This window comes from Phocaeicola coprocola DSM 17136 (genome assembly GCF_000154845.1).
GTDB lineage: Bacteria > Bacteroidota > Bacteroidia > Bacteroidales > Bacteroidaceae > Phocaeicola > Phocaeicola coprocola.
In genome coordinates this window covers 1-14590 of sequence record NZ_DS981439.1, presented here as the reverse complement: position 1 = coordinate 14590, position 14590 = coordinate 1, and the positions used below count along the sequence as shown (strand labels likewise).

Below are 14590 nucleotides of genomic sequence, written 5' to 3'. Positions count from 1 at the left end.
AGATTATGTCACAACAGGAAGACGATTTGAGGGCACTGGCGAAAATCATGGACTTTCTCCGTGCCGTGAGCATTATTCTGGTGGTCATCCACCTCTACTGGTATTGTTATGAAGCCGTAAGGCTGTGGGGCATCGGCATAGGTGTCATGGACAGGGTACTGATGAACTTCGACCGCACCGCAGGGCTGTTCCATCATATCCTCTACACAAAGTTCTTTGCCCTTCTGCTGCTCGCGCTCTCGTGCCTCGGCACGAAGGGCGTCAAGGAGGAGAAAATCACTTGGCGCAGGATTTGGGCGGTGCTTGCCGCCGGGCTTGTGCTGTTCTTTCTTAACTGGTGGATATTGTCCCTGCCGCTTCCGGTGGAGGTGGTCGCCGGTTTCTACACCGCTTCGATGGCGGCGGGCTATGTCTGCCTGCTCATGGCGGGCACGTGGATGAGCCGCCTCTTGCGTACCAACCTTATGGAAGACGTGTTCAATGTGGAAAACGAAAGTTTCATGCAGGAAACCCGCCTCATGGAGAACGAGTATTCAGTCAATCTGCCTACCCGTTTCTATTATAGGAAGAAGTGGAACGACGGATTTATCAACGTGGTAAACCCGTTCCGTGCTTCCATCGTGCTGGGCACGCCGGGCAGCGGCAAGTCGTATGCCGTGGTAAATTCCTTCATAAAGCAGCAGATTGAGAAAGGTTTTAGTCAATATATCTATGACTTTAAATATCCCGACCTTTCCACCATCGCCTACAACCATCTGTTGAACCACCCGGACGGGTACAGGGTCAAGCCGAAGTTCTATGTAATCAATTTCGATGACCCGCGCCGCTCGCACCGCTGCAATCCCATACACCCGGATTTCATGGAGGACATCACCGATGCCTACGAGAGTGCCTACACGATAATGCTCAATTTGAACAAGACTTGGGTGCAGAAACAAGGGGATTTCTTCGTGGAGTCGCCGATTATCCTGTTCGCCGCAGTGATTTGGTTTTTAAGGATTTACAAAGACGGCAAGTATTGTACCTTTCCCCATGCCATCGAGCTGCTCAACCGCCGCTACGAGGACGTGTTTCCCATTCTGACCAGCTACCCCGAACTGGAAAACTACCTTTCCCCGTTCATGGACGCATGGCAGGGCGGAGCGATGGAACAGCTCGCCGGACAGATAGCCTCGGCGAAGATTCCGCTCTCGCGCATGATTTCCCCGCAGCTCTACTGGGTCATGTCCGACAGTGAGTTCACGCTCGACATAAACAACCCCGACGAGCCGAAAATCCTTTGCGTGGGCAACAATCCCGACCGCCAGAACATCTACGGGGCGGCGTTGGGGCTGTACAACTCGCGCATCGTAAAGCTCGTGAACAAGAAGGGCAGGCTCAAATCCTCCATTATCATCGACGAGCTGCCCACGATTTACTTCAAGGGACTGGACAACCTGATTGCCACCGCCCGGAGCAACAAGGTTTCCACCCTGCTGGGTTTTCAGGACTTTTCCCAGCTCAAGCGTGACTACGGCGACAAGGAGGCCGCCGTGGTGATGAACACCGTCGGCAACGTCTTCTCCGGGCAGGTGGTCGGCGAGACCGCCAAGACCCTGTCCGAACGTTTCGGTAAAATCTTGCAGAAGCGGCAGAGCATCACCATTAACCGCGAGGACAAGTCCACCTCCATTAACACGCAGATGGAGAGCCTTATCCCGGCGAGCAAGATTTCCACGCTCACGCAGGGCATGTTCGTCGGGGCGGTCGCCGACAACTTCAGCGAGCGCATCGAGCAGAAGATTTTCCATTGCGAGATTGTGGTGGATGCCGAGAAGGTCAAGCGTGAGGAACAGGCTTACAAGCCTATTCCCGTCATCACGGACTTTACCGATGCTGACGGCAACGACCGCATGAAGGAGATGATTCAGGAGAACTACAACCGCATCCGTGCCGAAGTGCGGCAGATTGTCGCCGACGAGTTGCAGCGCATCCAGTCCGACCCGGAACTGCAATACCTTTTGCAGAACAAGTAACGCGTCGCAGGCGAAAAAAGGAAAATCCGTAGCACTGACTGTTACGGATTTTCTTTTTTGTCAATTATATTTTCTGCTTTATATAACAGATGGGGCATTTCCTTTCCATTATATACAATGGTGTGGCTGCCGCAGGGTATCATTCCGATGGCTTCTGCCACACGGAGGGAAGGCGAGTTTTCGGGACGGATGCTGCAACAGACTTCCTGTAATCCCAATTCCTCAAAAGCATGTTGCAGGCATCTTCGGGCGGCTTCCGTTGCATAACCATGATGCCAATACACATTGTCCAGCATGTAGCCGAGTTCCACGGTATTATTCCCGTCAATCACGCTTTTCATTAAGCCTGCCTGTCCGATAAACTTATTGTTTTCCTTTAATATGACGGCAAAATACCCATATCCGTCCTTACGGTAACGGGTAAGCTGGCGGTTCAGCCATTGGTGCACTTCCTTCTTTTCAAATCCGTGTTCCCATGCGTACATGACTTCCGGCTTGCTCATAAGGGCGAGTAATGCACCCATGTCCTTTCGGGTGATTTTTCTGATTATAAGCCGTTCGGTTTCCATGACCGTAAGCGATTCGGTATAGGTCTTTATTTCCATACCGTCGTCTTTCCATTCCCTGACCAGCTTCCGGACGGTATCGTCTATGAGCTTGCGGTATGCGTCATTAGGGACGACTTTCAGATAAAACGCAGCGTTGGTTTCTTTCAATACCCAATCCGCTATATCCTGCAAGTCCTTTCCTTCGGGGATATAGTCCTTGTGTATCATGAACTCGTTGATATTGTCCTCCAGCAGTTCTTCAACGGCAATACGGTTGTCTTCATCCAAATCCGAAAAGGGAGTTTCTTCGATTTCGTAGATTTTGCCAGACAATTCATCCGCCTCTTCATCATCCGCTTCCGGTGCATAATTGCCGCGTTTCATGTCAAGCATTTCCTGTGCGAACTGTCCGGACTCCCTGTCCTTGTATTTCTTGGCATATTTTTCCAGCAGTTCCCAATCCTGCCGCCTCATAGGGAAACGGAATGCGGCACGCTCCACTTCGTTACAGCGCATCATGTCCGCCTGCTCGTCTTTCGGAAGCGACTGGCATTCCTTACAGATATGCCGTGCGTGTCCTTTGCCCGTAAAGCTCTCGTTGGACTTGCGGCAGCCGCATATTTTACAATAGTGTCCGTTATGTCTTTTCTTTTTCTTTGCCATTTTCACGATATAGAAACTCCCATGCAAAATAGACCGCAAATTGCATGGGAGATACGTTCTTGTACTGTTTTACAGTTTCTTCTTATCGGGTACGCAGCAGTATCAGGTCAAAGTACATCAGCCGGGTGTGCATGGGCTGCATGGCTGATTGTTCTTCTGCCGTTCTCCTGCCGTGCAGGAAAGTCCATTCCTCTTCCTCTGTGGAAAACAGGAACTTGAAGCCGTTCCGCTGATAAAAATCAAATATCTTCGGATTGTTCAGGGCATCCACCACTATATAGCGGCATCCGGTTTTGTTCAATGGTTCGATGAACCATGACTTGATGGCATCCAGTATCTCATCGCCGATATGCTGTCCCATATAGCCGTCACTGACGGCAAGCTGCCCCACCAGCACCGCAGGATATTGGGGACGGCGTTTCTCGTTGGGGATGTTACGGTTGAGCCTGTTGCGCCGGCTGTTCGGGAGCAGGTCTGCACGGATACTCGAATTGGCTACGGTGAAAGCTCCGACGATGCGGTGCTTGTCCTGCTCCACGAAGCAGTAGGACTTTCCCAAAAGCTGGTAGGCATAATCCGCATACTCTCTCGTGAAGAACTCGGTTATATCCCTGTCCTTGCACAAGAAGCCGCCGCATTCGCGCAGCACGTCTTCATTCAGCTCACGGAACTCACAATACTCCAGCATACCGACCTATCCCTCCTTATCTATATTGTACAGTCTGGAGCGTTTCAGGATAGCACGCATCTTTTCCACCTGCTTCGTGAAGTCTATGGAACCGCGCCTTTCTCTGGCGTTCCTGTCCGCTTCTTCCACGAAACGCTCCGCCGCCTTGCCACGAAGTACCGGAATAGGTTTAATTTCTAATGCCATAATCTATTGTATTATAATTGTTTCTGCAAAGGTAAGCAATTTTTTGCAGACTATGACGCCCATGCCTCATTTTCTCGTTATCTTTTCCGCATCCGTTCCCGTTCCTCGTCCTCCTGCATCCGCCGGTTCAGCTTCTCCGCAGCCTTGTCGAAGAAATAGGTGCGGCTGTCGTTCTTCCGCCGCTTGATGTCCGCATAGGTATTGTAGCACTGGCTCTCCTTTATTTCCATGCCGAACACCTTGCAGAAACCGTCCAGCAATTCCTTGATACCCGTTTCACCCTCGTTTACCAGCTTCATGGCATCCAGCCCGTAAATCAGCTCCACCAACTCAGCCATACTGCCCGTCCAACGCATGGAAGGGGCATTGACAGGCATTTCATTTTTCTTTTCGCATTCGGAGTGGATGGTTGTGGATAGTGGCGACACCTGCGGGCGGTTGGAAGGGATATGTTTCTGCATCTTGCGGACGAAAGACAGGGCTTTGCGGACAAACAGGTGGGTATGGTTTCTCACACCCGCAATGTACTGCGTGTGGTGGTATTGCAGTTCGTTTTCGGCGTACGCCAGCGCAATCTTCGCCCCGTCCGTATCGCCGTCATGCATCAGTTCCACAACCGCCCTGACAAAGCGGCTGTATGCGGCATTCAGACTGACTGTTTCATCGTTCCCGTCTATAAGACCGAAAAATTCGGTTTCTGTCAATATGAGGTATTTCATATCTCTTTCAGTTTTATGTTATTACACTTGGGTTAAAAGTGTGCGCACATAAAACTATGGGACAAATTGCGGTCCTGCGGGAGTGTTTTTCTTTTTGCATGGATATATTACACTGATATTCAGCCAAATATTTACCGAAAATATTTTTTGGAGCTTTTCCCGATGCCTCATTTTTTGTTCAAAATCTGAACGTGTGTTCACATTTTGAACGTCGGAAGCTCTTGAAAATGTTCATTTCTTGAACACAACCACCGGCTGGCGGGGTGTTTTCCGCCCGTAGGTTATCCGTATTATGTTGTCTTTCCACCGTTTGCTTTCCGTGCATGTCCATTCGCTTTCGGGCAGCGACGACTGGAACAGCCTGCTGCCGTTTCCCGCAATGACGGGAACCATGTAGAGGATGATTTCATCCACAAGCCGCATCCGTATCATGCCGTTGATGATGCCTGCCGTCTTTTCGGTTGCTTCTATCAGATAGTTCAGGGAGTCGTCGGTCTGTTCGGTCCGGTTGGAGAGGAGTGTAAGCGACGTGTCTTCTGTCAGGACGCAGGTGGCAGCCTCTTTCAGCGCACCTATCCCGTACTGGTCGGAACCAAGCCATCGCCCGGACAGACCGGTTGTTTCTGCCGGACAGCCGTCCATCGTCAGGACGGCGAGTAATCGGACTTTTGCCATAGCGGTCATTCTGTTGCGACCGGAAGCCGTAAAATAAAAAATAGCGTGCAATACACGTTATCTCTAATGGAGGCTCTGGTAAAGCCTATCGGGAAATATACGCGAATGCACGCTATGCCAAGGCATAGCATAAGCATCACGCAATCGCTCCCGATGTCGAAATTTACCAGATTTCCATTAGAACGCCTTGCGGTCTTATTCTATACTATATCTTAGTCGGTACGGGAAACCGTGTTTCTCCGTACCGTATTTCTTCTATGTTCATGCAAAGATAGGATTTTCAGTCGAGATTTTCTCATTTTTCGCTCTTTTTCTGCATGATACCGTATTCTTTCATCTTGTTGTACAATGTCGTGCGGCTGATGCCCAGCAGTCCGGCAGCCATTTCGCGATTCCCGTCCGCCTGTGCCAGTGCCCGCACGATGCGTTCCCTTTCCTCATTCCCGTCTTTCAGCAGCAGGGAGCAGCCTGCCTGTGCCGTGCTTTCCGCTTCCAGCCTGTCGGCTCCTATCAGCCTTCCTTCCGTCAGCAGGACGGCGGAACGCACCGTCTGTTTCAGCTCCCTCACATTTCCTGCCCACATCCGCCTCATGAGTTCCTTTTCCGCCTCCTTGTCGAATCCTTCCGTATGCCGTCCCAGTTCCTCGTTGGCAAGCTCCCGGAAAAACTCCGCAAGGGGCAGTATGTCTTCCCGGCACTCCCGCAGCGGCGGTATCTTGATGACGAACTCCTTCAGGCGGTGATACAGGTCCCGCCGGAAACGTCCTTCCTCCACTGCCTTCTCCAGATTCTCGTTGGTAGCCGCCACGATGCGTACGTCCGCTTTCCGTTCGCGGGTGCAGCCCGTCGGACGGTAGCATTTGGTCTGCAGTGCACGCAGCAGTTTCTGCTGTACCTCAGCGGGCAGGTTGCCCACCTCGTCCAGAAACAGCGTGCCGCCGTCAGCTTCTGCCATGCAGCCCTTCTTTCCGGTTGTGGCTCCCGTAAATGCACCTTTCTCGTATCCGAACAGCTCGGATGCAGCCAGCTCCCGTGTCAGCATACCGCAGTCTATCGCGACAAACGGACCTTTCTGCCGGGTACTCTGCGCATGTATCTTTTCTGCTACGTGTTCCTTGCCCGTGCCGTTTTCTCCAAGTATCAGTACCCCTATGTCCGTCGGGGCTACCAGTGAGATACGCCGGTCGATGGTCCGGAATGCGGCACTTCTGCGCTCCAGTATGGGCATGGTATGCCTTCTTTCCGATTTGCGTACCAGCTCACTTATCCTCGGAAGCAGCTTTTCCTGCAGCAGGGTCTTGGGGATATAGTCCTCGGCTCCCAGCCTCATGGAGCTGACCGCCGACGCGACCTGCGCATAGTCGGTCATGATGACAAACGGGTTTCTGACACCCGCTTCCCGCATCCGCTCCAGCACTTCCGTACATTCTCCGTCGGGCAGACGCAGGTCCGACACGATGATGTCCCCATCGTCCAGTTCCTCCAGCAGCCTCCGTGCCCCGGCACAGTCGTATGCCGTGCGGGTCTTGTAGCCTGCCTTCTCCAGCATTCCGCAGACATGGTCGCGGAATACCGGGTTGTCTTCTATTACTATTATTCTTCCCATACCGTTCTCTCCATTTCCTTTCGGGCGAGCCGGATGATCGTTTCGCCCTGACCGGTTACCTTTCCGGCATACTCCCTGATTTCTTCTGCCGTCCCGTTTCCGTGGAGCACGTCATACAGCTCCTGCAGCGGTCCTTCGGCATGTATCAGCATCCACGAGCTGCGGATATGGTGTATCCAGTAGTCCAGCCTGTCCCTGTCACACCTTTCCGCTTCCTCCCGTATGGCGGCCATTTCCTTCTCCGTTTCCCTGACCAGACATTCCAGCCTCTGCCGCTTGTCGCCGTATGCGAACAGCGGACCGAGGTCTATGCGTGGGGTACTGTCCTCGCCGATGCATTCTTCCGCGGCTGCCAGCAGTTCGTCGATGGAGAACGGCTTGTACAGCACCGAGCCGAAGCCCGCACCTGCCAGCTCCTCTTTCGTGATGCTTTTCGAGCCGGTCACCACCATCACGGGGATGGTGCGTGAGTTGCCTATGTCCGACGTGCGGAGCAGTTCCAGCACCTCGTAGCCGCTTGCGTCCTGCATCTTCAGGTCCGTGGTCAGCAGGTCATAGTGTCCCTCGCGCAGCTTCTCCGCCATTTCCCCCGTGCTCGTGCAGGTGTCGCAGTGCACCCCGTTCTGCACGAATATGTCGTGTATCATCCCCAGTATGATGCTGTCGTTGTCCAGCGACAACACCGAACATCCGCCCAGTCTTGTCTGCTTCGCTGCTGCCTTGCGGTCTGTCTCATCGGCTTTCTCCGCCTGGGGCAGCGGCAGCACCACGCTGAAGCGGCTGCCCGTGTTCCGTATGTTCTCTACCGATATGCTGCCCTCCATCAGTTCCGCAAGGCTTTTCACTATCGACAGTCCCAGCCCGAATCCGTCCTGCGTGGCGGCATTGCTCAGCCGCTCGAACGGCTTGAATATCTGTTCCCGTTTGTCCTTGTCTATTCCTCCTCCGGTATCTTCCACCGCAAGCGTGAATTTCCCTCCGGCATACAGGGCGGTCAGTGTCACGCCTCCACGCTCCGTAAACTTCAGTGCGTTCGACAGCAGGTTGCTGCCGATACGCAGTATCAGGTTCCTGTCGCCCATGACCACCTCGTCAGCGGCGTTGTTCACCCTGAACTCCAGCCGTTTCTCTTCCATCCGTGCGGCAAACTCCGTTTCCAGCGTTTCCGCCACTCCCGCCAGTCTGAACGGCTTCACCCTGACGGTCTCCTTTCCGTTGTCTATGCGGTAGTAGTCCAGCAGGTTCTCCATCAGTGCCCCCATACGCTCCGCCGACTGCCGTATATGCTCCGCGTGCAGCGCTGTTGCCTCCCGGTTCCCGTCCTTCAGTATCAGTTCCGCATTGCCGCGTATGGCGGTCAGCGGTGAGCGCAGGTCGTGCGTCACCGTCTGCATGATGTTCTGTCTGCTTTTTATCAGCTCTTCATTCTCCCGGACCGACCTGCGCAGGGTCTCTATCAGTTCCTCCCGCTGTTTCCTGTCTCTGGTGCGGCGGCGGATGTCCCTCCGGACTACTGCATACAGCAGCACCGCACACAGGACACCTGCCGCCGATATGCCGCATATCAGTACGAATGCCGTTTCTCTCAGTTCCGCCACCCGCATGTGTCTTTCTTCCATGCGTTCCGTCTCGTCCTGTCCGATTTCCCGTATCAGCCTCGAAAGGTTCCGGTTCAGTATGCTGTTGCGTATTTTCAGTGAATCCGACAGATAGGAGAATGCCTGTTCCTGCTCTGCCAGTGCCGTACGCATCTCTTCCTCAAACCGACGCATCTCCGCAATGTGCCGGGTGTTGGGCGTCGTGCTCACCCGTGTGGTCGTGCGTGCCGGTTCTTCTTTCTTTTTCTTGCGGAACAGACCGAACAGCCCGCCCCGTTTCTTTTCCTCTTCCGGTTCGGTGCGTTCTGTCACTGTCGTTGTCCGTACCGATGCCGTCTGCTCCAGTCCGGGCAGGTGGCGTTCCAGCAGGCTGTCCATGCGGTACGCCGTAGTCGGCATATCCACCATCCGCTCAATTAGCCTGCGTTTCTCGTGCAGCAGCCTTACTACCGTGTCTATCCTTGCCGTCTGCGCCGGTTCTCCGTAGTAGCCTTTCAGCCGGTCTATTACCTCCATCGTGTGCGATTCCCTCCGGTCGTATGTATCCATGTCCGAGTCGTCCCACAGCATTGCGCGGTCATTGTCCAGAAACAGTGTGATCAGTCCCCGGTATGCTTCGCTGGCGGCGGTACGCTGCATGAGCAGGCTGCGTTCCTCTGCCTCCGCCTGCTCGAATACCTGCTTTTCGTACCATACAGCCGTGATGATGCCCAGTACGAGCAGTCCCAGTATGAGATAGCCCGACAGGATTTTCAGGTGGAGGGATTCCTTCCATCTTGAAAATGTATTGTTGTTCATGTATTTTCGGATTGTTTTTTAGGCGGTAAGTTAGTGGAACCTTCCCGAAGGGATGTTCCAGATCCTGACAAAAATCAGTGCGCGTTTTTATTGGTTCCAGAAATCCATCCTGCGCTTCTCCCATTTCTCATATCCTATGGCTTTCAGTTCGCACGGACTCATTCCGGTCTGCTTCTGGCAGAAGTCCGCAAAATTGCTTGCCGAGCCGAAGGCGTTGCGCTCGGCCACTTCCTTCAGCGGCAGTTCCACCCGGTATTCCATATCCTCCTCTATGCGCCTTATCCGCTCCCTGCGAAGCCATTCCGAGGGTCCCATGCCGTAGTATTTCCTGAACTTGCGCCGCATCAGCGAATAGCCCATGCCGCACAGTCCGGCAAGTTCCTCCGCCACGAATGTGCGGTGGCTGTAGTGGTTCACTGTCATGCGGAATACCGCCTTGTCCAGTTCCGGCAGCCTGCTCTCGGCGTATGCCATATCCTTTTCCTCTATGCGGAAAGTCTTGCCATACAGCTTGTTGCGTCTTTCCCTGAAGAAATAGTCGCATACCCTGTTAGTCATCTCGTTCGTACGTGCATGGCCTTTCAGTGTATGCAGCACGTCGCATAGCACCAGCATTTCCCGTGTCCGGTATTTCCGTTCCCATGCATCCGTCAGTTCATTGCACATGTAGCAGATCACTTCATGCTCGCGTGAGCGGCACAGCATGATCATCCATGCCCTGAAATCCCTGTCCCTTGCCGACGGTGCTTCCTTATCCTTCCGCAGTGCGCTCACTGCCGCCAGCATCAGCTCCGTGTCATTGCCGTACTCCGCCAGCCGTATTCTCATCTTCGGCAGCGAATGCCGTTCCTTCACCGACTTCCGTATGCTCTCCGCCAGTTCTTCCATCCGTTCCCTGCACACTTTTGCCCTGTATGCCTCCGCAAGCACCGCTTCTGTAATTCTCAGCTTCATCTTTCTCTGTTTTAATGGTTTATAATGGTTTTCCGGCAAAAGTAGCGTGGAGTCGCTGGACTATTGTTCCAAATCCTGATAAAAATCAATGCTCGGTTTTATTGTATTGTAGAAATGGGGTGTATGTTCTTATAAGTGAAATACAGTTTTTGTTCCTCTTTCGCCTGCCTGACCTTCTTTTCCGGATATTCTCCGGTAACATTGTGGGCTATCATCAGCAGCTCATCGGTATTGTATTCCTTGATTTTCATTGTCCTCTAATTTAACCTGTTCCACTTTCTTTTCCCTCAGTTTCATTGTATTTCCTTATACCCGTCAGAGATCCTTCTTGGCTCGAAAACGGATAATAACCACTGTCCCGCATGGCTATTAATGCCTCTTCTGTTGCTTTCGGGCCATCGTTGAGAGAACCGGGTAAAAGGATATACCTGATTCTGTTGCATCCTTTCCTGTCTTCGAAGACAACGATGAACCGGGAACGTGTCAGGTATCTTACACCTTTCTTGAACCGGACAGAACGAATCTTGTCCCGCTCTATTAATGCCGAACTTGAACTTTTTTGAAAGATACTTCTCAAGACATTGAACAATAACCATGCGCTTGTCAGCCCCAACCACAGACACATGGGCAGATGGTCTCTGTCCATGTAGGCCAGCCACGCGAGCAACAATCCGGTTATGGTATAGAAAACCAGATGTTTCCACAGTCTTTGTTCCTCGTTCTTGAGATTGACCTCTTCCGGATTGCCGTTTCTGGCCATTATTATTTTATCCGGATACAGGTAGCAGTATCCGATCATAGTCTTGAAACGTATCACTTTCTCCATATTCATTTCACTTGTTATTCCTTTATATTGACAATCAGTTCTTCCTATCTTTCTGTATTGCATATTCAATCAGATTGACAGCGACCTTCAATCCGATATATATGCCGAGAATAAAAGGAATGAACATAACCAGAGGCGAATCGTCGGAATCAGTGAAGAAGCACAATATGGCGACTATAAACAGCGCTTTCTCATAATAATAATAAAACCAGAGAAAAGGAGTCAGAAAGAGTTCCCGCTGCATGGTGTACAATAAGGGGCGCTGCTCTTTTTTTCTGTTCATTTCACAATAAAGAATGATGGCCATCAATATGATGACCGCACTCACAAACCAAGTCCCGGCTATGATTTCGGGAAACAATAACTTCAATACGAGCAATATACAGATACCTGTAGTGGATGCTTCATTCAAATAATAAATCTTAGGCACCATGTTATTCTTTCAATTTAATGGTTCAGTCTGTTTCTCTATAAATATAGCTTCTTTCTTTTGAAGCAGAAGTCATATACTTATATTAAAGTTACATTTTATGATTATTTACACATATTTCACACTGTCGTTTTACCTTCGCTCTCGCCATTTTAGTATTTTGGTATCAATTATAGGCACTTGCCGTTTTGTTACGACTGAGACAGAATGTATGAATACAGGATTGATAGCTGAATTGAAGGTCAGTTATAAGACAAATAAATGAAGAGATGTATGGATACGGGATTCATAAACAGAATTAAAGGATATGCCGCCTTGTTCATGGCGGTAATGGCAGCAATCCTGCTTGTTCCTGTGGACGGTTATTCCAGTGAGAGGGAATATCCCGATGTGATATTGGACACCAGGTTGGAAGCTGATGTTTTTTCAGGTGGATCTCTGCAGGCGGTTTTCGAAAAAGATGGATGGATGTTCTATATGTTGGATATACGGGATTTGACTGATAGAGAAATGGCTTGCGGACATATCCTTCCCTTGGCACCATCCTATTCGCAGTATTATGTAAGGTATTGGGACAACGGCAGACTTTCAATGATCGTAGAGTGTGTGGCAAATCTGCCGGTGGGAATCCAGACTTTTTTTGATGAAAACGGGAATATATCAGAGCAGGTGGATTACAGTAAAAAATTCGGTAAAATGTCCCCACAGGATATATTGTCCATACTGGAGAGAGAAAAGGTTATTTCCTTGTCAGATGGAAGGTCACGCAAGGTCTCGGCGTCAGAATTTGCATTCTTCTTCAGTTTGGAATATGATGATAAGACGAATATATGGCTTGCGGATATTAATCTCGACTTTGAGAAGGAACCTGAAGCAAACCCTGTATCTCCTTTTTACAGAAAATACGCCCGTTACAGCATCGACGGGGAAACCGGCAGGATTTTGGATGTTACGTATGAAACCAGGTATGAAGAATCAGAATATGACGAAGTGGGAGCAGATTGAAAATCTCACACAGGTCAGTGGTATAATGTATGGATTGTCATATCATTTCACCGTCAGCGATATGCCCCAGCACAATCAGAATGACAAGCGGCAATATCAGGAACAGTACAGCCCAGATACTGCTGCACTTTTCATATGACTTGTCCTGACGTATTTTCAGATACCTCCTTTTATGATGGTAATACGCATGTAAGGCAATCCATAGGATGGCACACCAGATGCCGAATCCCCACACGATGGTATCGGCTAAACCTTTGTACGGATGAATGGGAATATTTTCCGCAGTCATAAGGCAAGCCAATGCGATGTCTGTGCTGTAAATGGTCAAGATAATGCTTAATATCAACGGCGTGTGCCATGAATACATCCTTGTGTCCATCATCCATGTCAGACGTTCGGTTTTATAAAATAAATATCCTAATATTCTGTGTATATCCATAATCGCTCGTTTATCTTGAGTCGTAAAATCTTCCGTGCCGCATCATCCGACCGTCAGTTTACTGTCAGTATGTTTTTTTCTTACTGATTACCTTTCCCGTGGCATCGTTTATGATGAGCATCCATCTGCTTCCTTTCCTGTCCAAAAAGGAATAGCGCCACCGCTTAGGCTCGACGGGGGACTGGTGGGGGACGACACTGCTTTCCGGGTTCTTCCGGCTTCTGCATCGCCGGGTATATCGATTGCCTATGTATAGTGCCTGACGGAGACACAGGCGGAAGCCTTCAAGATGGTCTTTCATCCCGGTTACGTTCCCGTCCTTGTCGTAGTAGTAAGCCCTGAGCATTGTAGAGAGACCGGGATAGTTCAAGCAGACGAACAGAATATCCGTGAGCTGCGTCTGTCGCACATCCTCATACCTGTAAATTTTGGCGATGCCTTTACTCCAGTCGATGACATAACGCATGAACCATCTCTCAAATAAATGATGTAGTCCAACTTCTTTTCGGTGTCGCAGATGCACTGATATGCAGAGGGACACAGGGAATCTATGTTTGGATGGAGTTCCTCCGCCGTTACCGCCGTGTCGTATTCGATGTGGCACGACACCTTTTCCACTCCCCGTGTGGCAGAACAGCCGTACAGGGAGAATACCGCCACTATCCCTGTCAGTAGGAGAGGCAGCACCGGGCATTTTCTGTTCGCTTTCATATTCTTTGTCTGTTTGTTGTGTTATCGTTTTACTCCGAATGCCGTACAGCATACTCTATCAGATACACCGCCACTTTGTAACCATTCTATTTTCCGCCACGACAATTTTATCGGCTGTTTTTCAGCCGATAAAATAAAAATGTCCGCAAGAAAATAGTTTAGTTTTAACATTCCGATTTATAAAAACATGGCAGAAGGACCTTCTTGTCGCAGTCCTTACCATGAAGAATACATTCAAACAAGTGCTTCAGGTAATCCTGAGGGGCTATATCATTAAGCTTGCAGCTTTCTATCAGAGAAAAGATGAATGCCGAGTTTCCTGCTGCATCCTCACTGCCTATGTTCATACAGTTCTTGAGCAGCAGCTTTACAGGTTTCATCCTTTGCTCACAGAGGTTGTTCGATATTTCCGCAGAACCGTCCTTGAGGATATTTTTCAGGGATTTCCACTGGTTTATCGTATAGTTCACAGCCTTTCTCATCAGTTCGTTTGCCATGAGTTTGGTATCCTGCATCATCATGACCACCTTATGATGGATACGTTCAAGAATAGGTCTCGTAAGCTTAAGTCTTTTTTCCTTAATCTGCTCACCGCTGAGTTTCATTGTGCGGAACAAGTCTTCATTTCTGACATATCACCGATAGGGTCTATTATATCCATCGCAGTTCTGTCTGATGGCAAGGCATCGACCCACAGCCTCCTTGCATTGTGTCCAGCATCCTATATGA

General features: G+C 50.4%; 14 protein-coding genes and 2 pseudogenes. 2 read left to right on the top strand and 14 right to left on the bottom strand.

Annotation, left to right across the window (positions count from 1 at the left end; genetic code table 11):
* The first annotated feature begins 5 nt into the window (after positions 1 to 5).
* Positions 6 to 2015 carry a conjugal transfer protein MobC gene (gene mobC / locus BACCOP_RS01670; RefSeq protein WP_007565535.1) on the top strand — a complete coding sequence of 670 codons (2010 nt, stop codon included), beginning with the start codon at positions 6 to 8 and terminating at the stop codon, positions 2013 to 2015.
* A gap of 41 nt (positions 2016 to 2056) precedes the next feature.
* On the opposite strand, the gene BACCOP_RS19415 is transcribed toward mobC, so the two are convergent.
* The 11 genes and pseudogenes from BACCOP_RS19415 to BACCOP_RS01620 form a co-directional block, all read right to left on the bottom strand.
* Positions 2057 to 3226, bottom strand: coding sequence for a GNAT family N-acetyltransferase (locus BACCOP_RS19415; RefSeq protein WP_007565533.1), 1170 nt, complete (start codon positions 3224 to 3226; stop codon positions 2057 to 2059).
* An 82-nt stretch (positions 3227 to 3308) separates the two neighbouring features.
* On the bottom strand, positions 3309 to 3914 hold the full coding sequence (locus BACCOP_RS01660; protein WP_007565531.1) for a GNAT family N-acetyltransferase: 606 nt from the start codon (positions 3912 to 3914) through the stop codon (positions 3309 to 3311).
* Between the two features lie 6 nt (positions 3915 to 3920).
* Entirely contained in the window at positions 3921 to 4100 is a 180-nt protein-coding gene (locus BACCOP_RS01655) for a hypothetical protein (RefSeq protein ID WP_007565529.1), read from the bottom strand.
* A gap of 77 nt (positions 4101 to 4177) precedes the next feature.
* Positions 4178 to 4819 (bottom strand): RteC domain-containing protein, encoded by a 642-nt coding sequence (locus tag BACCOP_RS01650; RefSeq protein ID WP_007565527.1) that lies wholly within the window; start codon positions 4817 to 4819, stop codon positions 4178 to 4180.
* Between the two features lie 231 nt (positions 4820 to 5050).
* Positions 5051 to 5494 (bottom strand): dihydrofolate reductase family protein, encoded by a 444-nt coding sequence (locus tag BACCOP_RS01645; RefSeq protein WP_040311719.1) that lies wholly within the window; start codon positions 5492 to 5494, stop codon positions 5051 to 5053.
* A 295-nt stretch (positions 5495 to 5789) separates the two neighbouring features.
* On the bottom strand, positions 5790 to 7100 hold the full coding sequence (locus BACCOP_RS01640; protein ID WP_007565522.1) for a sigma-54-dependent transcriptional regulator: 1311 nt from the start codon (positions 7098 to 7100) through the stop codon (positions 5790 to 5792).
* Positions 7088 to 9496 carry an ATP-binding response regulator gene (locus BACCOP_RS01635; RefSeq protein ID WP_007565521.1) on the bottom strand — a complete coding sequence of 803 codons (2409 nt, stop codon included), beginning with the start codon at positions 9494 to 9496 and terminating at the stop codon, positions 7088 to 7090. The genes BACCOP_RS01640 and BACCOP_RS01635 overlap by 13 nt, the downstream gene beginning before the upstream one ends.
* An 87-nt stretch (positions 9497 to 9583) precedes the next feature.
* Positions 9584 to 10450 (bottom strand): helix-turn-helix domain-containing protein, encoded by an 867-nt coding sequence (locus BACCOP_RS01630; RefSeq protein WP_007565520.1) that lies wholly within the window; start codon positions 10448 to 10450, stop codon positions 9584 to 9586.
* A 152-nt stretch (positions 10451 to 10602) separates the two neighbouring features.
* A pseudogene (locus BACCOP_RS19410) lies at positions 10603 to 10701 on the bottom strand (transcription initiation factor IID); the annotation flags it as partial.
* 11 nt (positions 10702 to 10712) lie between these two features.
* Positions 10713 to 11276 carry a hypothetical protein gene (locus BACCOP_RS01625; RefSeq protein WP_147401049.1) on the bottom strand — a complete coding sequence of 188 codons (564 nt, stop codon included), beginning with the start codon at positions 11274 to 11276 and terminating at the stop codon, positions 10713 to 10715.
* A gap of 34 nt (positions 11277 to 11310) precedes the next feature.
* Entirely contained in the window at positions 11311 to 11709 is a 399-nt protein-coding gene (locus tag BACCOP_RS01620; protein WP_007565517.1) for a hypothetical protein, read from the bottom strand.
* A 270-nt stretch (positions 11710 to 11979) separates the two neighbouring features.
* Here BACCOP_RS01620 and BACCOP_RS01615 point away from each other — a divergent pair, with 270 nt between their 5' ends.
* Positions 11980 to 12711, top strand: coding sequence for a toxin-antitoxin system YwqK family antitoxin (locus tag BACCOP_RS01615; RefSeq protein ID WP_007565515.1), 732 nt, complete (start codon positions 11980 to 11982; stop codon positions 12709 to 12711).
* 37 nt (positions 12712 to 12748) lie between these two features.
* On the opposite strand, the gene BACCOP_RS01610 is transcribed toward BACCOP_RS01615, so the two are convergent.
* From BACCOP_RS01610 to BACCOP_RS01600, 3 genes and pseudogenes are all read right to left on the bottom strand, one after another.
* Positions 12749 to 13150 carry a hypothetical protein gene (locus BACCOP_RS01610; RefSeq protein WP_007565514.1) on the bottom strand — a complete coding sequence of 134 codons (402 nt, stop codon included), beginning with the start codon at positions 13148 to 13150 and terminating at the stop codon, positions 12749 to 12751.
* A 64-nt stretch (positions 13151 to 13214) separates the two neighbouring features.
* Positions 13215 to 13913 carry a hypothetical protein gene (locus BACCOP_RS01605; protein ID WP_007565513.1) on the bottom strand — a complete coding sequence of 233 codons (699 nt, stop codon included), beginning with the start codon at positions 13911 to 13913 and terminating at the stop codon, positions 13215 to 13217.
* A 112-nt stretch (positions 13914 to 14025) separates the two neighbouring features.
* A pseudogene (locus tag BACCOP_RS01600) lies at positions 14026 to 14590 on the bottom strand (IS66 family transposase); the annotation flags it as partial.

Bases quoted from the DNA above. Each gene is read 5' to 3' on its own strand.
- BACCOP_RS01640 (WP_007565522.1), bottom strand. From the start codon at position 7,100: ATGGGAAGAATAATAGTAATAGAAGACAACCCGGTATTCCGCGACCAT.
- BACCOP_RS01630 (WP_007565520.1), bottom strand. From the start codon at position 10,450: ATGAAGCTGAGAATTACAGAAGCGGTGCTTGCGGAGGCATACAGGGCA.
- BACCOP_RS19415 (WP_007565533.1), bottom strand. From the start codon at position 3,226: ATGGCAAAGAAAAAGAAAAGACATAACGGACACTATTGTAAAATATGC.
- BACCOP_RS01655 (WP_007565529.1), bottom strand. From the start codon at position 4,100: ATGGCATTAGAAATTAAACCTATTCCGGTACTTCGTGGCAAGGCGGCG.
- mobC (WP_007565535.1), top strand. From the start codon at position 6: ATGTCACAACAGGAAGACGATTTGAGGGCACTGGCGAAAATCATGGAC.
- BACCOP_RS01610 (WP_007565514.1), bottom strand. From the start codon at position 13,150: ATGGATATACACAGAATATTAGGATATTTATTTTATAAAACCGAACGT.
- BACCOP_RS01635 (WP_007565521.1), bottom strand. From the start codon at position 9,496: ATGAACAACAATACATTTTCAAGATGGAAGGAATCCCTCCACCTGAAA.
- BACCOP_RS01615 (WP_007565515.1), top strand. From the start codon at position 11,980: ATGGATACGGGATTCATAAACAGAATTAAAGGATATGCCGCCTTGTTC.
- BACCOP_RS01645 (WP_040311719.1), bottom strand. From the start codon at position 5,494: ATGGCAAAAGTCCGATTACTCGCCGTCCTGACGATGGACGGCTGTCCG.
- BACCOP_RS01650 (WP_007565527.1), bottom strand. From the start codon at position 4,819: ATGAAATACCTCATATTGACAGAAACCGAATTTTTCGGTCTTATAGAC.
- BACCOP_RS01625 (WP_147401049.1), bottom strand. From the start codon at position 11,276: ATGGAGAAAGTGATACGTTTCAAGACTATGATCGGATACTGCTACCTG.
- BACCOP_RS01605 (WP_007565513.1), bottom strand. From the start codon at position 13,913: ATGCTGTACGGCATTCGGAGTAAAACGATAACACAACAAACAGACAAA.
- BACCOP_RS01660 (WP_007565531.1), bottom strand. From the start codon at position 3,914: ATGCTGGAGTATTGTGAGTTCCGTGAGCTGAATGAAGACGTGCTGCGC.
- BACCOP_RS01620 (WP_007565517.1), bottom strand. From the start codon at position 11,709: ATGGTGCCTAAGATTTATTATTTGAATGAAGCATCCACTACAGGTATC.